The following is a 16,131-nucleotide window of genomic DNA, read 5'->3' as shown; positions in this document are numbered from 1 at the left end:
GTCCGGGTTCACAGAACATCGCTATCGGGAATTCCCTGACAGATGATTGGAGTTTTCTCACATCCCGTGTAGGACTTGTCTTACCCAGGAGCGGACATTGGCCCTATACAGCCGTCATCGGTCACAATCCTCGGTCATGAGCAGCGTACATATCCTTGCAATCGCCGGCACCTTCATGGGCGGCGTGGCCGCCCTGGCGCGGGAACTGGGCCATCCGGTCAGCGGCAGCGACCAGGCCATCTATCCGCCGATGTCCACCCAGCTGGAACAGCTGGGCATCACCCTGGACCAGGGCTATCGCGCCGACAGCGTGCCGGCCGGCACCGATGAGGTGGTGATCGGCAACGCGTTGTCGCGGGGCAACGCGGCCGTGGAGGCCGTGCTTGACGCTGGCCAGCGCTACATTTCCGGCGCGCAATGGCTGTCCGAACGGGTGCTGCCGGGGCGTGACACCCTGGCCGTGGCCGGTACCCATGGCAAGACCACCACCACCACCATCCTCACCTGGCTGCTGGAAAGCGCCGGGCGTTCGCCGGGCTTCCTGATCGGCGGCGTGGCCGAGGATTTCGGCGTCTCCGCCCGGCTCGGCCAGGGCCGCGAGTTCGTGGTCGAGGCCGACGAGTACGACACCGCATTCTTCGACAAGCGCAGCAAGTTCGTGCACTACCGGCCGCTGGTGGCCATCCTCAACAACCTTGAATACGACCACGCCGACATCTTCCCGGACGTGGCGGCGATCCAGCGCCAGTTCCACCACCTGGTGCGCACGGTGCCGGCGCGTGGCCGCCTGATCGTCAACGGCGAAGACAAGTACCTGGCCGAAGTGCTGGCGATGGGCTGCTGGACCCCGGTCGAGCGCTTCGGATTCGATCCGTCGCTGGAGTGGCATGCCGAGCTGCTGGCTGCCGATGGCAGCGCGTTCCGCGTGCATCATCGAGGCCAGGCGCTGGGTGATGTGCAGTGGTCGCTGCTGGGCCGGCACAATGTGCTCAACGGCCTGGCCGCGCTGGCGGCCGCGCATGCGGTAGGCGTGGCGCCTGCTGATGTGATCCCGGCGCTGGCGCGGTTCCGCAGCGTCAAGCGCCGCATGGAAGTGATCGGCAGCGTTGATGGCATCACCGTCTACGACGACTTCGCCCATCACCCGACGGCGATCGCCACCACGCTGGAAGGCCTGCGTGCCAAGGTCGGCGATGCACGCATCGTGGTCGCGATGGAGCCGCGCAGCAACTCGATGCGGCTGGGTGCACATGCACAGGCGCTGGCGCCGTCGCTGGCACTGGCCGATGAAGTGGTGTTCCTGCACCGCCCGGAGCTGGCCTGGGACGCTGCCGCGGTGATCGCCGCGGTACGCGGCCAAGCGCACGCGGTACCCGATACCGATGCCCTGCTGGCACAGCTGCAGTCCCATGCACGCAGTGGTGACCATGTGGTGTTCATGTCCAACGGTGGCTTCGACGGCGCACCGCGCCGCTTCCTCGCCGCCCTGCAGGCCCGATGAGCGCCGACGGTTCGCTGCCGCTGTTCCCGCTGCACAGCACGCTGGTGCCGGGTGCAGCGGTGGGCCTGCGCGTGTTCGAGCGACGCTATCTGGATCTGGTCCGCGACAGCGGCCGCAGTGGCGAGGGCTTTGGCGTCTGCCTGATCCTCGACGGCCAGGAAGTGGGCGCACCGGCGACGCCGGCGGCGTATGGCGTGCAGGTGCGCATCGAAGATTTCGATGTCGGCGCCGATGGCGTGCTGCAGCTGCGCCTGCGTGGCACCCGCCGCTTCCATGTCGAGCGCACGCGGGTCCGTGACAACGGCCTGGTGGTGGCCGACGTGAGTTGGTGCGAGGAAGATCCCGACGACGAACTGCGGCCACAGCATGCGCTGCTGGCCACGGTGCTGGGGCACATCATCGAACAGGCGGGCGAGGCGTATGCGCCGGCGAATCCGGCACTGCTGGATCAGGCGAGCTGGGTCGGTTGGCGCCTGGCCGAACTGCTGCCGCTGAGCGAGCAGCAGCGCCTGCAGCTGCTGCAGATGGACGACCCGCATCAGCGCCTGCAGCAGTTGCTGGGCTGGATGCCGTAACTGGCAAACGCCAACCAAGGTTGGCCACTACCAGAGCGCGGCGTAGCCGGTAGATGCCAACCTTGGTTGGCAGCCTTTACCCGAAGCGCCAACCAAGGTTGGCGACTACCAGAGCAGCACCGCCTCCGTCAGCGCGCGGTGGTCTTCAACCGCAGTACCGGCAACCCGGTCTCGCCGTGCACGTCCTCGCGCTGCGGCAGGCCCTGTACGGCCTCCTTCACCGCGTTCATGGCCGGGTCGACGCCGCGCAGCGGATGCCACATGCCGATCCATTCGAAGTGGCGCTCGTAGCGCAGGGTCTGTGCGCTGCCCAGCCATAGTGGCGTATCGCCGGGCTGCAGCTGGGCCGGGGCCGGCCACAGGCGCAGTACGTAGCGCTCATCCGGCTGCGCACCCTGGCGCACCATCAGCAGCGCTTCCACCCGCGTTTCCAGCGTGGCCGGCAGTACCGGCAGTTGGTCGGCGCCGGTGTTCTTGTCCAGCATCAGCAGGGCTTCCTGCCAGCCGGCCTGTTCCTGCCGCTTCCAGCCGCGGGCTTCCAGCTGCGCCTGCAGCGGCGCCAGCGGGCCGGCCACCTGCACGTCCAGCGGCCAGCGCTGGTCATCGTCGAACTCGTTGCGGCGCGCCGGCAGCGTCGACCAGTCGTGCTGCCACCACGCCTGCATGTCCATCGCCTGCGGCGCCGGCAGGGTCGGTTCAAAGCGCTCCAGCTTCACCGGGATGTGGCGCGGCGCGTACCACATCGCCGCCAGGGCGAAGACGCCGTAGAACAGCCACGCCACCGGCTTCACCCAGAACGAGCGGTTGAAGCGCCGACGGTAGGCGATGCCCAGCACCAGCAGCCAGAACGTGCCGAACAGCATGCCGCCGATCACATCGCTCAGCCAGTGCGCGCCCAGGTACAGCCGCGAGAAGCCGATCAGGCTGACCACGATGCCCGACACCAGGTACGGCCAGACGCGGGTGCGGCCGGGCATCTCGCGCGCGATCAGCACCGCGAAGAAGCCGAAGGTGATGGTGGCCATGGTCACCGACACCGACGGGAAGCCGAAGCCGCTGCTGGCATCGACCGGGCGCACCACATCCACGGTGGCGCCGAGCAGCATGGTCAGCGCAAGGCCGAAGGCCAGTGCGGCCAGCCAGTGCGCGGCGGCCATCCAGCGTCGGCGCCAGATCAGGTAGCCCATCGCCGCCGCGGTGGCCGGCAGCAGTACCTGCCAGGCTCCCAGCGATGCCAGTGCCGCCATCGGGTAGTCGGCCAGCGGGTTGCGCAGTGCCAGCATGGCCTGGTGCACCAGCAGGTCGATCGCCAGCGGTTCGCCATGCGCGACCACCACGGTCAGCAGCGCGAACCAGCCCCAGCCCAGCACCAGCAGCATCAGCGCCAGCATCGCCAGCGGTACCGATTCACGGCGTTTCGGGTCGAGCACGCCGACGGTGTAGCGGCCCAGCGTCGGGTGGCGGTTGGACCAGTCCAGCAGGCGCGCCAGCCAGTTGTCCATGCGTGCGGCCGACCAGCGGTAGCCGTACAGCACGATGGCCCAGACCAGGCCGAGGATCACCATCAGCAGGCCGACCACCACCACCAGGCGTCCGGCCACGGCGGCCACCGCGTCATAGGCTTCGCCCAGAACCCAGCCGGGGGCCAGGAACAGCACCGCCCAGGAAATGCTGGCGATGCCGCTGGCCTGCATGTAGCGGCTGGCAGGCATCTTCATCATGCCGGCAATGGCCGGCACGAACGGGCGGATCGCACCGACGTAGCGTGCGATCAGGATGCTCTTGAACGCATTGCGGCGGAACAGATTCTCGCCGCGATCGAGCAGCTGCGGATAGCGGCTGAACGGCCAGATGCCGCGCAGGCGGTCACCCCAGCGACGGCCGATCCAGTAGCTGATGCCATCACCGGCGAACGCGCCCAACGCTGCCGCCGCCACCGCGTACGGCCCGGAGATCTGGCCCAGGCCGATGAACACGCCCACCGCGAACAGCAGCGGCAGGGCCGGCACGATGGCGCCGAGAATGATGACCGCATCGCAGAAGGCGATGAGGAAGATAACGGCACCCGCCAGCACGGGGTGAGCGGCAATCCACGCGAGGGTGGCGTCGATCCATGAAGAGTCCATTGCCCGATTATAGGGGCGTGAAGGTGACTGGTTCCCAGCCGCTTCGTGACCGTTTGCAACCGGCGCCATCGCCTAGAATGGGCCCATGCCGCATACGCCAGACGCTCCACCGCATGCCTTGAAGGCCGACAGCTTCGGTCGCATCCTCCTTGTGAAAGGCCCCGATGGCCCGTTCGTGCGCCGCGATCTGGGCGCCACGCCGCTGTGGCTGCGGCTGCCTGCGTGGTGGCTGGCACGCCGCGAAGCACGCGCGCTGCAGCACATCCATGGCATGCCTGACGTACCGCAGCTGCTGGCCTGGGATGGCCGCCACCTCGACCGCAGCTTCATGGCGGGCGATGCGATGTACCAGCGTCCACCCCGCGGCGACGTGGCCTGGTTCCATTCTGCGCGACGGCTGCTGCAGCACCTGCATCGGCGCGGCGTGGCACACAACGATCTGGCCAAGGAAGCCAACTGGCTGGTCACCGAGGATGGCCGTCCAGCGCTGATCGACTTCCAGCTGGCGGTGATCGGCGATCCGCGTTCGCGCTGGATGCGCCTGCTGGCCCGCGAGGACCTGCGCCACCTGCTCAAGCACAAGCGCATGTACTGCCGCGAGTCGCTCACCCCGGTGGAGAAGCGCGTGCTCAAGCGCACTTCGTGGGTGCGCGAGCTGTGGTTCGCCACCGGCAAGCCGGTCTACCGCTTCGTCACCCGGCGCATCCTGCACTGGGAAGACAACGAGGGGCAGGGGCCGAAGCCGTGAGGGCATCGCAGGTGGTGAGCGCCGCGCCGGCTGCGGGCAACGTGCTGCGCGCGCAGATGGCCGGTGCCCACTTTGTACATGCCTGCCAGGCCAGCACACAGCGTGGGGGTCGAACCGCGTTGCAGGCCTACCGTGACATGGCGGCGAGCATTCCCGGCTGGTTCGACGGGCTGATGGCGCTGCGCAACCGCGGCATGCGCATGCTCGGCATGAAGGACCTGGGTTCGCTGCGCGCAGTGCAGGACATCGAGCAGCCGCGTCCGGGGCAGCGGCTCGGCATCTTCACGCTGCAGGCGCTGGATGCCGACGCCATCGTGCTGGAAGACAACGACCGCCACCTGCGCGTGCAGCTGGCCCTGCAGTGGCAGGGCGATGTGCTGGAAGTGGCGACGGTGGTGCACACCCACAACGCGTTCGGGCGCCTGTACATGCTGCCGGTAGCCCCGGTGCACCGGCTGATCGTGCCGCACCTGCTGCAGAAGCAGGTACGCGCGTATGGGTAGGTCCAGGCAATGCGTGGATGCGCCGAGGCCGTTGTAGAGTCGAGCTCGCTCGACTGAAACGCCAGAATCAGTCGAGCAAGCTCGACTCCACGAAGGTGAGTGCCGGTGACCTTACGGCGCCGCCGGCACCACCTGCTGGCCAATGAAGTTGCGCTTGGCGTCGAAGTCGTAGGCGATCTGCAGCTGGCCCACATCCGGGCAGGCGTGGCAGTCGCGCAGCGGTGTGCGGTACAGCAGGCGGATGCCGCCATTCTCCAGCGGCGTCGCTCCCGCCGACTGCGCGGGTGCGAACGGCGTCGCCTGCGGGTTGGCCTTCAGCAGTTCCTGCACCGTCGGGTCCGCGCGCAGGGTGTCGTCCAGCTGCACGGCATCCACATCGATGCGCTTGCCACTGGCGTCGACCAGGCGGGTGCCTTCGTTGGTGTTGGCGCGGAACGGGTACTCCACCGTGGCCACGCCCAGCCCGTCACTCTCGTGCCAGGCGGTCACGTAGGCCAGTTCGCCGCCGGTGGACAACTGTTCGGCGGCGGTGATCGCATCGGCGCTGGCGCCACCGGCGTGCATCGCATCGCGCAGGCAGTCACGCGTGGCCGCATTCTCGCCCTGGCGGCAGGCGTTGAGGTCGCCATCCCAGACCACCGCCTCACTCCAGCGCATCCTGCCATCCGCAGCGGCCTTGGCCGCGCTGGGCGCGTCACCGGCGGACGGCTCCTCGCCGGGTTCCGGCGAACGGCCCTGGCAGGCGGTCAGCAGGGCGAGCCCCAAGGCAGGCAGCAGCAGGCGGGAACGGCGCATGGCGTGGACCTCGTGCGTTGTCTGGAGGCCCGAGTATCGTCAAGGCCGGGTGAACTCCGCGTCGGCGCGGCATACTAGCGGCTCATTGCATACGCTGGAGTGTGGAACGTGGGCAGTCTGCAGGGCAAAACGCTTTTCATCACCGGTGGCTCGCGCGGCATCGGCCTGGCCATCGCGTTGCGCGCCGCGCGTGACGGCGCCAACGTGGCGATCGCCGCCAAGTCGTCGGTGCCGAATCCGAAGTTGCCGGGCACCATCCACAGCGCGGCCGAGGCGGTTACGGCGGCCGGTGGCCAGGGCCTGGCCCTGAAGTGCGACATCCGCGAGGAAGAGCAGGTGCAGGCGGCCGTCGCCGCCACCGTCGACACCTTCGGTGGCATCGACATCCTGGTCAACAACGCCAGCGCGATCTGGCTGCGCGGCACGCTGGATACGCCGATGAAGCGCTTCGACCTGATGCAGCAGGTCAATTCGCGCGGCAGCTTCCTGTGCGCGCAGGCCTGCCTGCCTTACCTGCTGCAGGCGCCCAACCCGCATATCCTGACCCTGGCACCGCCGCCCAGCCTGGAGCCGAAATGGTGGGGCCCGCACACCGGCTATACGCTGGCGAAGATGGGCATGAGCTTTGTCACCCTCGGCCTGGCCGCGGAGTTCGGCCCGCAGGGCGTGGCGGTCAATGCGCTGTGGCCGCGCACGGTAATTGCCACCGATGCGATCAACATGATTCCGGGCGTGGATGCCGCCGGCTGCCGCACGCCGCAGATCATGGCCGACGCCGCGCATGCCGTGCTGGTGCGCGAAGCGGCGGGTTTCCACGGCCGGTTCCTGATCGATGATGAGGTGCTGGCGCAGGCCGGTGTCACCGATCTGTCGGGCTATGCAGTGGATGCGTCGCGGCCGTTGCTGCCGGACCTGTTCCTGGATTGAGCTTGACCCGCTGGACGAGGCCGAGGGCTGCGACCCTCGGCCTGCTGCGCTAGAATGCGCAGCTGGAATCGTTTTCAACAAGGAAGTGAACGCATGTCACGCACTCTTTCCCTCGCGGCGCTGGCCGTGTCGCTGTCATTGATCCTGGGCGCCTGCGGTGGCAAGGCGCCGGCAACCGCGGGTGACGCTGGTCCTTCCGGCAAGCCGGACGCCAGTACCGCAAGCTCCGACGCACAGCAGCAGTTGACCGCAAAGCTCAACGCCTACATCGGCTGCTTCAACGCGCTTGATTCGAAAACACACGGCAGCATCGAGTCCTACACGCGCTGGATCAAGGACGTCGACGCCGGCCCGAGCGGGCGCGAGACGCAGGTGTACGGGCCGTTCGAGATCAGCGACTACGACATGAAGCAGTGCGACGCGCCGGTGACCGAAGCGATCGCTGCCAAGCCGGCCCTGGCCGATCTTGATGCCGCTGCTGGCCGGTATCAGCAGGCGCTGAAGGCACTGGTGCCGCTCAGCAAGGACGCGCACGACTACTACGATCGCCAGGACTACGAAGACGACCAGTTTGCCAAGGGCAAGCAGATGCATGCGCCTTTGATGGCCGCCTTCAAGGACTTCGTGGTTGCCAGCGAAACGTTCAACACCGCGCTGGAGCGCCACAACGACGCTGCCCAGCGCGAGCAGCTCAAAGCACTGGAACAGGCCGAGGGGCGCACGCGCGAGTACTACCGCCTGGCGATGATGCTGGAAGCGAAGGCGATCGTGGAGTTGATGACCGATGACGGCTTTGATCAGGCCGCGGCCCGCGAGCACCTGGATGCCTTCAACCGCATTTCCGATGAAGCGCACGCCAAGGTTGCCGACCAGCAGCCGGGCAAGACGGACTGGGAAGGCTTCGAGCGTGGAGCCGAGAATTTCCGGCGCGAAGGCAAGGAGCGGCTGCAGCGTGTCAGCGAGAACAAGCCCTACACCGATTTCGAGCGGCGCATGCTTGATTCGCCCTCGATGGCGCCGCGCGGCTCTGCCAGCAAGCTGATGCAGGAATACAACACGCTCGTTTTCCAGAGCAATCGCCAGTAACCGAGGCGTTCATCGCGCCATTTTGTCGTAATCGAACAGGTCGATTGCGACGTGACCCATGGCGGGGCGCCGAAGGGCGGCGTCTTCCGGCGCTGCCGGGACGGGTGTGGGCGCGATGAACCACGATGACTGCAGTTTTTACTTGTGCAAGGAACTGATTTGAACGCATCCACACGTATGCTTCCGTTGCTTCTGCTTGGCTCGCTGGCAGGCCTGGCCGGCTGCAACAAGCCGGCGGGGTTGGCCGTGGCCGACCCCGGGCTGGTAAAGGTCAATGCCTACATCGAGTGCTACAACGGCGTCGAACAGCCCGTTCACGAAGGTTTCCAGGCCTACACCGGCTGGATGAAGGATCCCGAGGCCGGCCCGACCGGCAAGGAAGCGCAACCGCGCTCGCCCGGCAAGGTGCTGTCGCACCGGGTCGAGTATTGCGGCCAGTCGATGACCGACGCGCTGGCGAAGACCCCGGCACTGCCGATGGATGGCCCCGCGCGCGACTATCAGCAGGCGTTCCAGGCCCTGAATGCCCTGACCGAGCGCGCCGATGGCTACTTCACCCGCGAAGACTATCGTCGTGATGGCGGCGAAGGCATGCGCACGCAGCATGCGCCGCTGATGCAGGCCTATGCCGCCTTCTTCAAGGCCAGCGAAGCGATGGATGTGGCGCTGGAGAAGAACGAGAACGAGCGCCGCGCCGCGGAGCTGAAGCGGATCGAGGAAAGCGAGGGTCGCTCGCTGGCCTACTACCACCTGCGCATTCTCGGCGACGGCAAGCAGCTGGCCATGGCGTTCCAGGGCGACGCGCCGGACCTGGCGGTAGTGCGCAAGCAGCTGGCCGACTATCAGGCGCTGGTGACCGAAGTGCAGAACGGCGGTGTCGGCAAGGACGACCCGATGTGGGGCCACGTGCAGCGCTCGGCCGACAAGCTGGTGCGTACCGCAGGCCGCGGCGTCGAGCGCCTGGAACAGGGAAAGCCGATCAGCGCCGAAGCGCTGGCGGCCGAGCGCAAGGCCTCGGGCAGCTGGCTCACCACCGATCCTGAAGGCGCGCAGTCGACGATCCTGGACGCCTACAACGACCTGGTGACCACCAGCAATCGCATGCGTTGAGGAGGATCCACGCATGGCGTGGATCTACCGAGGGTAGTGCCGGCCGCTGGCCGGCATGTGCCTCAATGGTTGAACGCATCCGGCAGTTCACCACCGCACCTGCGGCAGTGGCGGGCGTCCGGCTCGTGGCCTTCCAGCCCGCAGTGCGGGCAGCCGCGGGCATCGCGGCGTGCGGCCAGCTCGGCTTCGCGCATGGTGCTGGCCAGTTCGGCGGTGTAGATGCCGGTGGGCACGGCGATGATGCTGTAGCCGATCAGGATCAGTACCGAGGTGACGAAGCGGCCGAGTACGGTCTGCGGCACGATGTCGCCGAAACCGACCGTGGCCATGGTCACCACCGCCCAGTACATGCTGGCCGGAATATTGCTGAAGCCATGTTCCGGCCCTTCGATCACGTACATCAGCGCGCCGGCGATGATGGTGATGGTGATCACCGTGAACAGGAACACCAGCACCTTGCGCCGGCTGCGCCACAGCGACGTCATCAGCACGCCGCTTTCCTCGATGTAGCGGGTCAGCTTGAGGATGCGGAACACGCGCAGGATGCGCAGCGCGCGCACCACCAGCAGGCTCTGCGCGCCGGGAATGAACATCGACAGGTAGGCGGGCAGGATCGACAGCAGGTCGATGATGCCCCAGATGCTTACCGCGTAGCGCAGCGGGCGCTTGACCACCGCCAGCCGCAGCAGGTACTCGGCGGTGAAGATGATCGTGAACGCCCATTCCAGGATGTACAGGCCGGTGGACCATTCGGCATGCAGGTGCTGCACGCTGTCGATCATCACCACCAGGATGCTGGCGATGATCGCCACCACCAGGATCAGGTCGAAATTGCGCGAAGGCCGCGAGTCGTGGCGGTAGATGATGTCGAACCACCGACGGCGCCAGCCGGTCTCGGTGGCGGGGTTCAGCTGGGGGGCGGAAAACGGTCGCATGGGCGCATTGTGCCGCAGGGGTTCCGGCGCGAGAATGGGGATTCCTGAACCCTGCCGACTGCCATGACCGCCGCGACCGACCCGCTGATCTCCCTTTCGCACTACTACCTGCCGGTCTACAAGCCCCGCCAGGTGGTACTGGAGCGAGGCCAGGGCGCCCGCGTGTGGGACAGCCAGGGCCGTGAGTTCATCGACCTGGCCGCCGGCATCGCCGTGTGTGGCCTGGGCCATAACGACCCGGACCTGGTGGCCGCGCTGGTCGAGCAGGCCGGCAAGCTCTGGCACACCAGCAACGTGTTCTACAGCGCACCACCGCTGCACCTGGCCGAAGAGCTGGTGAAGGCCAGCCGCTTCGCCGAGCGCGTGTTCCTGTGCAATTCCGGCGCCGAAGCCAACGAAGTGGCGATCAAGATGGTCCGCAAGTGGGCCTCCAGCCAGGGCCGCCCGGCCGACAAGCGGGTGATCATCACCTTCCGTGGCAGCTTCCACGGCCGCACCCTGGGCGCGGTGACCGCCACTGCCCAGCCGAAGTACCAGGAAGGCTACGAGCCGCTGCCCGGTGGCTTCCGCTACATCGATTTCAACGATGAAGTGCAGCTGGAAACCGCAATGGCCGCCGGTGACGTGGCGGCGGTGATGCTGGAGCCGATCCAGGGCGAGGGCGGCGTGATGCCGGCCAGGTCCGGTTTCCTCAAGCGCGTGCGCGAGCTGTGCGACCAGCACAACGCGCTGCTGGTGCTGGACGAGATCCAGGCCGGCATGGGCCGCACCGGCACGCTGTTCGCGCACTGGCAGGACGATGTGGTGCCGGACATGGTCACCCTGGCCAAGGCACTGGGCGGTGGCTTCCCGATCGGCGCGATGCTGGCCGGCCCGAAGGTGGCCGAGACCATGCAGTTCGGCGCGCACGGCACCACCTTCGGTGGCAACCCGCTGGCCGCGGCGGTCGCCCGCGTGGCCCTGCGCAAGCTGGCTTCGGCAGAGATCGCCGCCAACGTCAGCCGCCAGTCGAAGGCGCTGCGCGATGGCTTCGCCCGCATCAATGAAGAGTTTGGCGTGTTCAGCGAGGTGCGTGGCCGTGGCCTGATGCTCGGTGCGGTGCTGAGCAAGGACTTTGCCGGCCAGGCCGGTGCCATCCTCGACCATGCCGCCGAGCAGGGCCTGCTGACCCTGCAGGCCGGTCCGGACGTGCTGCGCTTCGTGCCGTCGCTGAACATCACCGACGAAGAAGTGGCCGAAGGCCTGAAGCGCCTGCGCGCGGCGATTGCCGCGTTCATCGCCACGCGCTGATCCTCGGCTGTAGAGCCGGGCCGATGCTCGGCTCTACAGGATTGCGTAGCGCTTCAACACCTTCCCCAACCCGCGCCCGTCGCGCACCGTTTCGGCGTGCAGGCCGGCCGCGCGCGCGCCGCGCACGTTGGCGAAAAGATCATCGATGAACAAGGTGCGCGCAGGCGCAACCTGCAGTACCTCGAGCACGCGCTGGAACACCCTTGGCTGCGGTTTGCGCAGGCCGAAATCGGCACTGCAGAACACGCGGTCCTGCAGCGCCGGAAACAGGTCCGGCAGCAGGGCGGGCAATGCCTGCACCATCAGCGCGCCGTTGTTGGTCAGTACCGCCATTGGTAGTTGCAGCGCCTGCAGCCGCTGCAGCACGGCCACCTGCGGATGGCTGGCGGCCTGCCGTGCAGCCACCCAGGCGGCCACATCGAGCGTCCTGCCCAGAAGCCCGCCAAGCTGCGCCAGATAGGTTGGGCCATCCAGTGCGCCACGGTCATGCGCGGCGTCCAGCCCGCTGTCGTACAGCGCGGCCTGCACGGTCTGCGGGGAAACGTCCAGCGCCTGCGCCAGGTGCAGCACGCGCTGCGCGCGCTGGTACTGCACCAGCACGCCATCCACATCCAGCAGCAACAGGTCGATCCGCATCGGCCGAGCATGCCATTGCCATGGATGCGCGCAAACCCTGGAGCGTGCATGCGACAGACGGTCGCAGACGGGAGCGCATGGGCCTGCCTAGAATGGCGCTTGAATCCGCAGGAGATGCAGCGATGAAGGCTTGGACGGTGGCAGTGGGACTGGGTGCGCTGATGCTGGCGCCATCAGCGATGGCGCGGGTCTGTGCGGTGAGCATCGACAGCACCGACCAGATGAGCTTCAGCAGCCGCGAGATCAAGATTGCCGCCGACTGCAGTGCCGTGGACCTGACCCTGCGCCACACCGGCAAGCTGGCCGCCACCGCGATGGGGCACAACTGGGTGCTGACCCGCACGGCCGACTACCAGCCGGTGGCGATGGCGGGCATGCGCATGACCCTGGCCGACAGCTACCTGCCGAAGGCCGACAAGCGCGTTCTGGCCCACACCAAGGTCATTGGAGGTGGCGAGACCACGCGCGTGCGCTTCTCCACCCAGGGCCTGCAGAAGGGCGGTGACTACACCTTCTTCTGCTCGTTCCCCGGCCACTTCGCGATGATGAAGGGCAAGCTCGTCTTCGGTTGATGCCGTCTGTAGAGTCGAGCCATGCTCGACTGCTCTGTGCCAACCAAGGTTGGCACCTACCAGAGCGGGCTCAGCCCTTGGCGGCCTTGAATGCCACGCGTGCAGCGGCGAGGGTGGCCTCGATCACGGCATCGTCGTGGGCGCTGGACAGGAATCCGGCCTCGTAGGCGGACGGTGCCAGGAACACGCCCTGTTCCAGCATCGCGTGGAAGAAACGGTTGAACGCCGGGATGTCGCAGGCGGTGGCCTGCGCATAGGTCTCCACCTTTTCGCTGGTGAAGAACAGCCCGAACATCGCGCCCACTCGGGTGGTGGTCACCGCCACGCCTGCTTCGGCTGCCGCCGCTTCCAGGCCGGCACACAGGCGCGCGGTGCGCTCGGCCAGGTCGGCATGGAAGCCCGGCTGCTGGACAAGTTCCAGCATCGCCAGGCCGGCGGCCATTGCCACCGGGTTGCCGCTCAGCGTGCCAGCCTGGTAGATCGGGCCGGCCGGGGCGATCTGCTGCATCAGCTCGCGGCGACCGCCATAGGCGCCCACCGGCATGCCGCCGCCGATGATCTTGCCGAAGGTGGTCAGGTCCGGGGTGATGCCGTAGTGCGCCTGCGCACCGCCAAGGGCAACGCGGAAGCCGGTCATCACCTCGTCGAAGATCAGCAGCGCGCCATGCTTCGTGCACAGTTCGCGCAGGTGCTGCAGGTAGCCCTCGCGCGGGGGAATGCAGTTGGCGTTGCCGACCACCGGTTCGATGATCAGGCCGGCGATGTCGTCACCCTGCTGTTCGAACAGTGCGGTGGCGGCTTCGAAGTCGTTGTAGGGCAGGGTCAGGGTCAGCTCGCTCAGCCCGGCCGGAACACCCGGTGAGGTCGGCACGCCCAGGGTCAGCATGCCGCTGCCGGCCTTGACCAGGAACGAGTCGCCGTGGCCGTGGTAGCAGCCTTCGAACTTGACGATGCGGTTGCGGCCGGTGGCGCCGCGCGCCAGGCGGATCGCCGACAGCGTGGCTTCGGTGCCGGAGTTGACCATGCGCACCATCTCGCACGACGGCACCAGGCGGGTGATGGTCTCGGCCATGGTCACTTCGGCCGCGCACGGTGCGCCGAACGAGAGGCCGTTGTCGATGGCCTTCTTCACCGCCTGGCGCACCGCCGGGTGGTTGTGGCCGACGATCATCGGGCCCCAGGAACCGACGTAGTCGATGTAGCGGTTGCCGTCGACGTCGTACAGGTAGGCGCCGTCGGCGCGCTCGACGAAGAACGGCTCGCCGCCGACCGACTTGAACGCGCGCACCGGCGAATTGACGCCGCCCGGCAGCAGCTGCTGGGCGCGGGAGAACAGGGCGTGGGACTGGTCGTGGTTCATGGGGCTTTCCTGGGTGTTACGCGAACTGGGCGAGGAGGGCGTGCTGGGTTGCGACCGGGTCTTCGGCGGCGAACACGCTGCTGACCACGGCGACCAGGTCGGCGCCGGCGTCGATGATGGGACCGACATTGTCCGGGGTCAGCCCGCCGATCGCCACCCGCGGCACGCCCAGTGCGGCGCTTTGCCGCAGCAGGTCGGGGTGGGCGCGGCTGCTGGTGATCTTGGTGGTGGTGGGGAAGAAGGCGCCAAAGGCCACATAGCTGGCGCCGGCGGCCACGGCCTTTTCTGCATTGGCCAGCTGGTCGTAGCAGGACGCGCCGATGATGGCCTCGGCCCCCAGCAGCGCACGCGCGCTGGGGATGTCGCCGTCGGTGCCGCCCAGATGCACGCCGGCCGCGCCGACCGCCTTGGCCAGCAGCGGGTCGTCATTGATGATCAGCGGTACGCCATGGGCAGCGCACAGGCCCTGCAGGGCAGTGGCCTGCTCCTGCCGCAGGGCGTCACTGGCGGTCTTGTTGCGGTACTGCAGCCAGGTGGCGCCGGCGGCCAGCAGCGGCGCGGTGCGCACCAGCAGGCGTGCGGTATCGGGTTCATCCGGGGTGATCAGGTAGACGCCGCGGGGCGCCGGGGAAGCTGAAGTCATCGATGGCTACCGGTGAGTGGACCGCAATGGGACAATGGCGGCCCGTGAATCCAGCCCTGATTATCCGATGAGCGATGCCACCCCCACCACCTTGCGTACCTGGATGTGCGTGGTCTGCGGCTTCCTGTACAGCGAAGCGGACGGCTTGCCGGAGGAGGGCATCGCGCCGGGCACGCGCTGGGAGGACATTCCCGAGACCTGGACATGCCCGGACTGCGGGGTGACCAAGGCCGATTTCGAGATGGTCGAGGTCGATTGACCTGCCCATCCGGTGGGTGCGGACCGTTGGGGTGGGTGCGGACCGTTGGTCCGCACACCTGACAGAATCAATGCAGCCGCGGCATCGGCCCGCCGAGGTCGATCAGCTTGTCCCGCAGCCACTGCGCATCGCTGGCCTCAGGGTTACGCTTCAGGTACTGGCCCAGGTCATGACGGGCCCCGGCCAGGTACTCCAGCTGCAGGTAGGCCAGGCCGCGGTCGCGCAGGGCGTCGTCCTGTTCCGGGGCCAGCTTGAGCAGCCGGTCGGCACTGCGTGCGGCGCGGTCCCATTCGCCGGCCTCGGCATAGACGCCATGCAGGTTGCGCAGCATGCGCATCAGGATCGCGCGCGCCGGCGCCGGGTCGAGGATCTGCGCCAGCACCTGGTCGTCGGGCATCTGCCCGCCCAGGTGTGACTTGGCCCGCTCGCGCAGTTCGTCCACGTCCAGTGGCCGGCCGCCGTTGAACGGGTCCATCACCAGCACGCCGTCATCCACCGGCAGGCGCACCAGGAAGTGGCCGGGGAAAGACACGCCATCAAGGGGAATACCCAGCCGGCGCGAGACTTCCATCTGCACCAGGGCCAGCGAGATCGGATTGCCCAGGCGGCGCTCGAACACCTGGTTGAGGTAGCTGTTGCGCGGGTCGTAGTACTCGTCGTGGTCGCCGCTGTAGCCCAGCTCGTCGAACAGGTGGCGGTTGATCGCCGCCATCTTCAACGGGCTGTTGTCGATGGCCTCCACTTCCGAGCGGAGGTGGTCGACATGGCTCTGGATCAGCGCCTCGTAGGTGGACGGCTGCAGATCGGGGTATTCATCGCGCGCGATCAGCAGTGCGGTTGGCAACAGCGGCAGCGCCTCGTCTTCGAGGTCGGCCAGTGCATCCCAGTCGGGGAGTGTGATCCGGTCCTGCATGGTCACAGACTGGCGTCATTCGCAGACGGTTTCAAGCGGTGCCGCGTGAAAAATTCAGGGGTCAGATCCCTTTCGCGTGCGAAAGGGATCTGACCCCTGCAGGGTTGCCGGCCAGCGGCCGGCACTACCGCGGGTGCCGGCCGCTGGCCGGC

General features: G+C 67.5%; 17 protein-coding genes. 10 read left to right on the top strand and 7 right to left on the bottom strand.

The features are described 5' to 3' along the window. Positions 1-136: 136 nt before the first annotated feature. Positions 137-1,501 (top strand): UDP-N-acetylmuramate:L-alanyl-gamma-D-glutamyl-meso-diaminopimelate ligase, encoded by a 1,365-nt coding sequence (gene mpl, locus VN11_RS17870; RefSeq protein ID WP_053450712.1) that lies wholly within the window; start codon positions 137-139, stop codon positions 1,499-1,501. Further along, entirely contained in the window at positions 1,498-2,076 is a 579-nt protein-coding gene (locus tag VN11_RS17865; RefSeq protein WP_053450711.1) for an LON peptidase substrate-binding domain-containing protein, read from the top strand. The genes mpl and VN11_RS17865 overlap by 4 nt, the downstream gene beginning before the upstream one ends. A 128-nt stretch (positions 2,077-2,204) precedes the next feature. Here VN11_RS17865 and VN11_RS17860 read toward each other — a convergent pair whose 3' ends face one another. Then, positions 2,205-4,202 (bottom strand): bifunctional DedA family/phosphatase PAP2 family protein, encoded by a 1,998-nt coding sequence (locus VN11_RS17860; RefSeq protein WP_053450710.1) that lies wholly within the window; start codon positions 4,200-4,202, stop codon positions 2,205-2,207. A gap of 85 nt (positions 4,203-4,287) precedes the next feature. On the opposite strand from VN11_RS17860, the gene VN11_RS17855 reads away from it, so the two are divergent. Together VN11_RS17855 and VN11_RS17850 are read left to right on the top strand one after the other, a co-directional pair. Continuing rightward, complete coding sequence (locus VN11_RS17855; RefSeq protein ID WP_006467385.1) at positions 4,288-4,950, top strand: serine/threonine-protein kinase; 663 nt, start codon at positions 4,288-4,290, stop codon at positions 4,948-4,950. Then, entirely contained in the window at positions 4,947-5,453 is a 507-nt protein-coding gene (locus VN11_RS17850; protein WP_053450709.1) for a DUF2867 domain-containing protein, read from the top strand. The genes VN11_RS17855 and VN11_RS17850 overlap by 4 nt, the downstream gene beginning before the upstream one ends. Before the next feature lie 111 nt (positions 5,454-5,564). On the opposite strand, the gene VN11_RS17845 is transcribed toward VN11_RS17850, so the two are convergent. Continuing rightward, positions 5,565-6,248, bottom strand: coding sequence for a hypothetical protein (locus VN11_RS17845; protein ID WP_053450708.1), 684 nt, complete (start codon positions 6,246-6,248; stop codon positions 5,565-5,567). A 108-nt stretch (positions 6,249-6,356) separates the two neighbouring features. On the opposite strand from VN11_RS17845, the gene VN11_RS17840 reads away from it, so the two are divergent. The 3 genes from VN11_RS17840 to VN11_RS17830 all read left to right on the top strand — a co-directional run bounded on the left by VN11_RS17840 (position 6,357) and on the right by VN11_RS17830 (position 9,371). Then, the gene (locus VN11_RS17840; RefSeq protein WP_053450707.1) at positions 6,357-7,175 is read left to right on the top strand and encodes an SDR family oxidoreductase; all 819 of its coding nucleotides are present in this window, start codon (positions 6,357-6,359) and stop codon (positions 7,173-7,175) included. Between the two features lie 93 nt (positions 7,176-7,268). Continuing rightward, entirely contained in the window at positions 7,269-8,261 is a 993-nt protein-coding gene (locus VN11_RS17835) for a YiiG family protein (protein WP_053450706.1), read from the top strand. 177 nt (positions 8,262-8,438) lie between these two features. Then, positions 8,439-9,371 (top strand): YiiG family protein, encoded by a 933-nt coding sequence (locus VN11_RS17830; protein WP_187299779.1) that lies wholly within the window; start codon positions 8,439-8,441, stop codon positions 9,369-9,371. A gap of 62 nt (positions 9,372-9,433) precedes the next feature. Here VN11_RS17830 and VN11_RS17825 read toward each other — a convergent pair whose 3' ends face one another. Further along, positions 9,434-10,306 carry an ion transporter gene (locus VN11_RS17825; protein ID WP_053450704.1) on the bottom strand — a complete coding sequence of 291 codons (873 nt, stop codon included), beginning with the start codon at positions 10,304-10,306 and terminating at the stop codon, positions 9,434-9,436. Between the two features lie 63 nt (positions 10,307-10,369). On the opposite strand from VN11_RS17825, the gene VN11_RS17820 reads away from it, so the two are divergent. Further along, positions 10,370-11,596, top strand: a complete 1,227-nt coding sequence (locus VN11_RS17820; RefSeq protein WP_053450703.1) for an acetylornithine transaminase — start codon at positions 10,370-10,372, stop codon at positions 11,594-11,596. Positions 11,597-11,629: 33 nt separating this feature from the next. Here the strand turns inward: VN11_RS17820 and VN11_RS17815 are convergent, their stop codons facing one another. Next, on the bottom strand, positions 11,630-12,232 hold the full coding sequence (locus tag VN11_RS17815) for an HAD-IA family hydrolase (protein ID WP_053450702.1): 603 nt from the start codon (positions 12,230-12,232) through the stop codon (positions 11,630-11,632). 122 nt (positions 12,233-12,354) lie between these two features. Between VN11_RS17815 and azu the strand changes: the two genes are divergently transcribed. Beyond that, complete coding sequence (gene azu / locus VN11_RS17810; protein WP_053450701.1) at positions 12,355-12,804, top strand: azurin; 450 nt, start codon at positions 12,355-12,357, stop codon at positions 12,802-12,804. Between the two features lie 70 nt (positions 12,805-12,874). Here the strand turns inward: azu and hemL are convergent, their stop codons facing one another. After that, positions 12,875-14,164, bottom strand: a complete 1,290-nt coding sequence (hemL, locus tag VN11_RS17805; protein WP_053450700.1) for a glutamate-1-semialdehyde 2,1-aminomutase — start codon at positions 14,162-14,164, stop codon at positions 12,875-12,877. Positions 14,165-14,180: 16 nt separating this feature from the next. Next, positions 14,181-14,807 carry a thiamine phosphate synthase gene (gene thiE / locus VN11_RS17800; protein ID WP_053450699.1) on the bottom strand — a complete coding sequence of 209 codons (627 nt, stop codon included), beginning with the start codon at positions 14,805-14,807 and terminating at the stop codon, positions 14,181-14,183. Positions 14,808-14,841: 34 nt separating this feature from the next. On the opposite strand from thiE, the gene VN11_RS17795 reads away from it, so the two are divergent. Continuing rightward, positions 14,842-15,066, top strand: a complete 225-nt coding sequence (locus VN11_RS17795; RefSeq protein ID WP_006467103.1) for a rubredoxin — start codon at positions 14,842-14,844, stop codon at positions 15,064-15,066. A 67-nt stretch (positions 15,067-15,133) separates the two neighbouring features. Here VN11_RS17795 and VN11_RS17790 read toward each other — a convergent pair whose 3' ends face one another. Beyond that, complete coding sequence (locus VN11_RS17790; protein ID WP_053450698.1) at positions 15,134-15,979, bottom strand: SirB1 family protein; 846 nt, start codon at positions 15,977-15,979, stop codon at positions 15,134-15,136. Between the last annotated feature and the right edge of the window lie 152 nt (positions 15,980-16,131).

It is taken from the genome of Stenotrophomonas maltophilia (assembly GCF_001274595.1).
GTDB lineage: Bacteria > Pseudomonadota > Gammaproteobacteria > Xanthomonadales > Xanthomonadaceae > Stenotrophomonas > Stenotrophomonas forensis.
Note: the sequence above shows the minus strand (reverse complement) of the source record. Positions and strands in the feature narration are given on the sequence as shown.

Bases quoted from the DNA above. Each gene is read 5' to 3' on its own strand.
- mpl (WP_053450712.1), top strand. From the start codon at position 137: ATGAGCAGCGTACATATCCTTGCAATCGCCGGCACCTTCATGGGCGGC.
- VN11_RS17865 (WP_053450711.1), top strand. From the start codon at position 1,498: ATGAGCGCCGACGGTTCGCTGCCGCTGTTCCCGCTGCACAGCACGCTG.
- VN11_RS17860 (WP_053450710.1), bottom strand. From the start codon at position 4,202: ATGGACTCTTCATGGATCGACGCCACCCTCGCGTGGATTGCCGCTCAC.
- VN11_RS17855 (WP_006467385.1), top strand. From the start codon at position 4,288: ATGCCGCATACGCCAGACGCTCCACCGCATGCCTTGAAGGCCGACAGC.
- VN11_RS17845 (WP_053450708.1), bottom strand. From the start codon at position 6,248: ATGCGCCGTTCCCGCCTGCTGCTGCCTGCCTTGGGGCTCGCCCTGCTG.
- VN11_RS17835 (WP_053450706.1), top strand. From the start codon at position 7,269: ATGTCACGCACTCTTTCCCTCGCGGCGCTGGCCGTGTCGCTGTCATTG.
- VN11_RS17830 (WP_187299779.1), top strand. From the start codon at position 8,439: ATGCTTCCGTTGCTTCTGCTTGGCTCGCTGGCAGGCCTGGCCGGCTGC.
- VN11_RS17825 (WP_053450704.1), bottom strand. From the start codon at position 10,306: ATGCGACCGTTTTCCGCCCCCCAGCTGAACCCCGCCACCGAGACCGGC.
- VN11_RS17820 (WP_053450703.1), top strand. From the start codon at position 10,370: ATGACCGCCGCGACCGACCCGCTGATCTCCCTTTCGCACTACTACCTG.
- VN11_RS17815 (WP_053450702.1), bottom strand. From the start codon at position 12,232: ATGCGGATCGACCTGTTGCTGCTGGATGTGGATGGCGTGCTGGTGCAG.
- azu (WP_053450701.1), top strand. From the start codon at position 12,355: ATGAAGGCTTGGACGGTGGCAGTGGGACTGGGTGCGCTGATGCTGGCG.
- hemL (WP_053450700.1), bottom strand. From the start codon at position 14,164: ATGAACCACGACCAGTCCCACGCCCTGTTCTCCCGCGCCCAGCAGCTG.
- thiE (WP_053450699.1), bottom strand. From the start codon at position 14,807: ATGACTTCAGCTTCCCCGGCGCCCCGCGGCGTCTACCTGATCACCCCG.
- VN11_RS17795 (WP_006467103.1), top strand. From the start codon at position 14,842: ATGGCGGCCCGTGAATCCAGCCCTGATTATCCGATGAGCGATGCCACC.
- VN11_RS17790 (WP_053450698.1), bottom strand. From the start codon at position 15,979: ATGCAGGACCGGATCACACTCCCCGACTGGGATGCACTGGCCGACCTC.